The organism is Streptomyces niphimycinicus, from assembly GCF_018883605.1.
Classification (GTDB): Bacteria; Actinomycetota; Actinomycetes; order Streptomycetales; family Streptomycetaceae; genus Streptomyces; species Streptomyces niphimycinicus.
The window spans coordinates 1-4,428 of the sequence record NZ_JAHLEM010000006.1; the positions used below are offsets into that span (position 1 = coordinate 1).

Genomic DNA, 4,428 nt, shown 5'->3' on the forward strand with positions numbered 1-4,428 from the left:
TGACGGCCCTGGCGCTGGCGGTGGCCGACTGGCGGCGGCGCAGGGGCCACGCGGAGGCCACCGGTGTGCTGGTGGACCTGGAGGGCCATGGCCGGGAGGACGTCGTCGAGGGCGCCGACCTGTCCCGCACGGTCGGCTGGTTCACCAGCCTCCACCCGGTGCGCCTGGAGCCCGGAGTGGCCGACTGGGACGAGGTCTGGGAGGGCGGGCCGCAGGCCGGACGGGCCCTCAAGCGGGTCAAGGAGCAGTTGCGCGGCCTGCCCGACAATGGCATCGGCTACGGTCTGCTGCGCCACCTCAACCCCGACACCGCGCGCGAGCTGGGCGCCCTGCCGACCCCGCAAATCGGCTTCAACTACCTCGGCCGCCTCGCGACCGGCACCGACACCGACTGGGCGGTGGAGAGCGCGTCCGGCGGCGGCGACGAGGACATGCCGCTCGTCCACACCGTCGACGTCGACGCGCTCACCCTGGACACCCAGGACGGTGCACAACTGCACGCCACCTGGAGCTGGCCGGACGGCCTGCTCTCCGAAGACGACATACGCGACCTGGCCGAGACCTGGTTCCGCGCCCTGGACACCCTCGCCGCCCACGCCGAGGCACCGGGAGCGGGTGGTCGCACCCCCTCCGACCTTCCGCTGGTCGCCCTCGCCCAGGACGAGATCGACACCCTGGAGCGCACCTGCCCCGATCTCCAGGATGTGCTGCCGCCCTCGCCCATGCAGGAAGGGCTGCTGTTCCACGCCCTGTTCGACGAGGGCGCCGCCGACGTCTACACCGTGCAGCTCTTCCTCGCCATGGCGGGAACACTGGACGAACGCGCCCTGCGCGCCGCCGCGCGGACCCTGCTGAACCGGCATCCCAACCTCCGCTCGGGCTTCCGCCACGAGCAGCTCGGCACCCCCGTGATGGTCGTCCACCACGAGGTGGAACTGCCCTGGGATACCAGGGATCTGCGCGGTCTCGCCCCGGACGAGCAGACGGCCGAGCTCACCCGGATCGCGGAGGAGCAGCTATCCCGCGGCTTCGATCCGGCGGCGCCACCGCTGCTGCGCTTCGTCCTGCTGCGGCTCGCCGACGACCGCTGCCGGCTGCTCCTCACGTACCACCACCTCCTGCTCGACGGCTGGTCGATGGCGCTGCTGGCCCAGGAGCTGTTCGCGCTGTACGCACGCGGCGGTGACGACACGGAACTGCCCCCCACCACCCCCTACCGGGACTATCTGCTCTGGCTCGCGGACCAGGACCGGGAGGCGGCCGAGGAAGCGTGGCGACAGGCGCTCGCGGGCATCGAGGAGCCCACGCTGCTCGCCCCGACGGGCACCGACACCCCGGCCCTGCCCCCGGAGCGGGTCACCCTCGACCTGTCGCCGGAGCTCACCACCGCGCTGACCGACCGCGCCCGGGGACTCGGGCTGACCATGAACACCATGGTCCAGGGCGCCTGGGCGGTGCTGCTCAGCCGGCTCACCGGAGCCGAGGACGTGGTCTTCGGCGCCACCGTCTCCGGACGGCCGGGCGAGATCGGCGGCGTCGAATCGATGGTCGGCCTGTTCATCAACACGCTGCCCGTGCGCGTGACGCCGCTCCCGGAGGAGAGCTGGGCCCAACTGCTGACCCGCCTCCAGGAGCAGCAGGCGGCGCTGATGGAGCACCAGTACATCGGGTTGCACGACACCCAGCGACTGGCCGGGGTGGGGGAGCTGTTCGACACCCTCACCGTCTTCGAGAACTACCCCCTGGACCCGGAGCTGCTGGACAGCGCCGACAGCGGGCTGCGGGTCACCGAGGCCGGCGCGGAAGACGCCACGCACTATCCGCTCACCCTCGTGGCGGTTCCGGGCCCGCGGCTCTCCCTGCGCCTCGGATACCGGCCGGAGCTGTTCGCCGCCGACAGCGTGCGGGCCATCGGCACCCGGCTCAACCGGCTGCTGGAAGCCATCGCCACCGGCCCCGACCGGCCCGTCGCCGACGCCGACATCCTGGACGCCGCGGAGCGCGAGCGGACGCTGGTCAACTGGAACGCCACCGAGCACCACATCCCCTCGGCCACGCTCACCGAGCTGATCGAGGCCCAGGCCGCCCGTACCCCGCACACCACCGCCGTGGTCTTCGAAGGCCGGACGCTGACCTACGCGGAGCTGAGCGCCCGCGCCAACCGGCTGGCGCGGCTGCTGATCGAGCGGGGAGCGGGCCCGGAGAGGTTCGTGGCCCTCGCCCTGCCGCGCTCCCTGGACCTCATCGTCGCTCTGGTGGCCGTACTGAAGTCGGGCGCCGCCTATGTGCCGGTCGACCCCGACTACCCGGCCGAGCGCATCCGCCACATCCTGGGGAACGCCCACCCCGCGATGCTGCTCACCACCGCGGACATCACCGAGGCGCTGCCGCCCGACGACGACACCCCCCGGCTGCTGCTGGACACCGCGGACACCCGGGCGGCGCTGGCGGGCCACGCCGACCGCGATCTCACCGACGCCGAGCGGCCCGCCCCGCTGACCGGCCGCAACACCGCCTATGTCATCTACACCTCGGGTTCCACGGGCAAGCCCAAGGGCGTGCTCGTCCCGCACGAGGGAATCGTCAACCGGCTGTTGTGGACCCAGGCGCGGTACGGGCTCGACGCCTCCGACCGGGTGCTCCAGAAGACACCGTCCGGTTTCGACGTCTCGGTGTGGGAGTTCTTCTGGCCGCTCATCACCGGCGCCCGGCTCGTGGTCGCCCGGCCGGAGGGCCACAAGGACCCGGCGTATCTCGCCCGGCTGATCCGGGACGAGAACGTCACCACCGTGCACTTCGTCCCGTCCATGCTCCAGGTCTTCCTCACCGAGCCCACCGTCGCCCACTGCACCGGTCTGCGCCGCGTCCTGTGCAGCGGGGAGGCACTCCCCGGTGAGCTGCGCGCCCGCTTCTACGAGACGCTGGACGTGCCGCTGCACAATCTGTACGGGCCCACCGAGGCATCCGTGGATGTCACCTCGTGGGAGTGCTCCGCCCAGGACCCCGCCGGGCCGGTGCCGATCGGCGCCCCGGTGTGGAACACCCGGCTGTATGTGCTGGATTCACGGCTGCGGCCGGTGCCCGCGGGAGTCGCCGGTGAGCTGTATCTCGCCGGTGTGCAGCTCGCCCGGGGGTATGTGCGGCGTCCGGGGTTGACGGCGGAGCGGTTTGTGGCGGATCCGTATGGCGGGGCGGGTGCGCGGATGTATCGCACGGGTGATGTGGTGCGGTGGCGGGCGGATGGGAATGTGGAGTATGTCGGGCGCGCCGATGAGCAGGTGAAGGTGCGTGGTTTCCGGATCGAGCTGGGGGAGATCGAGGCGGTTCTCGTCCGCCATCCGCAGGTCCGGCAGACGGCGGTGATCGCCCGGGAGGACCGCGCCGGTGTGAAGCAGCTCGTGGCGTACGTCGTCGCCGAGGGCGGCCCCGACGCCGGTGAGCTGAGGAAATACCTGGGCACCGAACTGCCCGAGTACATGGTTCCGGCCGCCTTCGTCGCGCTGGAGCGGCTGCCGCTGACGCCCAACGGCAAACTGGACCGCCGGGCCCTTCCGGCGCCCGACTTCGGGCCGGTGGCCGAGGGACGGGCTCCCGCCACCGCGCGCGAGGAGGCGCTGTGCGCGGTGTTCGCGGATGTGCTGGGGCTGTCGGGTGTCGGGGCGGACGACAACTTCTTCGATCTGGGCGGGGACAGCATTGTCTCCATCCAGCTCGTCAGCCGGGCCCGTGCCGCCGGGCTGGTCTTCACCCCGCGCGATGTCTTCCAGCACCGCACGGTGGCCGCGCTCGCCGCGATGGCCGGGGAGGTCCGGGCGACGGCGGTGGAGCCACCGGATCATGGCATCGGTGTGGTGCCACTGACCCCGATCGTGCACTGGCTGCGGGAGCGAGGTGGGCCGGTGGACGGTTTCCATCAGTCGGTGTTGGTGCGTACGCCCGCCGGGCTGACGCTTGAGCGGTTGACGGCCGGGTTGCAGGCGGTGCTCGACCACCATGACGCGCTGCGGATGCGGCTCGGAGGCGAGGGTGACGGCGCCTGGGACCTGGAGACCGGACCGCGGGGCACCGTCGACGCGGCCGATGTGATCACGCGCGTGACCGACCCCGGAGTATTGCGCGGTCAGCCGCTGCGGGACAGGCCATTGAGACCTGAGGCCGGTGAGATGGTCCGGGCCGTATGGCTCGACAACGGCGCGCACGCCCCCGGTCGGCTGCTGTTGGTGGCGCATCATCTGGTGGTCGACGGGGTCTCCTGGCGGATTCTGCTGCCGGATCTGGCCGCGGCGGTGGAGGGGCGTGAGCTGGAGCCGGTCGGCACCTCGCTGCGGGGCTGGGCCGAACACCTCACCACCCTCGCCGGGCACCCCTCCCGCCTCGAGGAACTCGCCCTCTGGAAGCGGCAGTTCGAGGGGCCCGACCCCTTGGTGG

At 72.1% G+C, this 4,428-nt stretch carries 1 protein-coding gene; it reads left to right on the top strand.

Features of this window, described 5'->3' with window-relative positions; all coding sequences use genetic code 11:
- Window positions 1-4,428 (top strand): non-ribosomal peptide synthetase (locus KN815_RS00695; protein ID WP_216339116.1); only part of this gene is annotated, 4,428 nt, incomplete at both ends.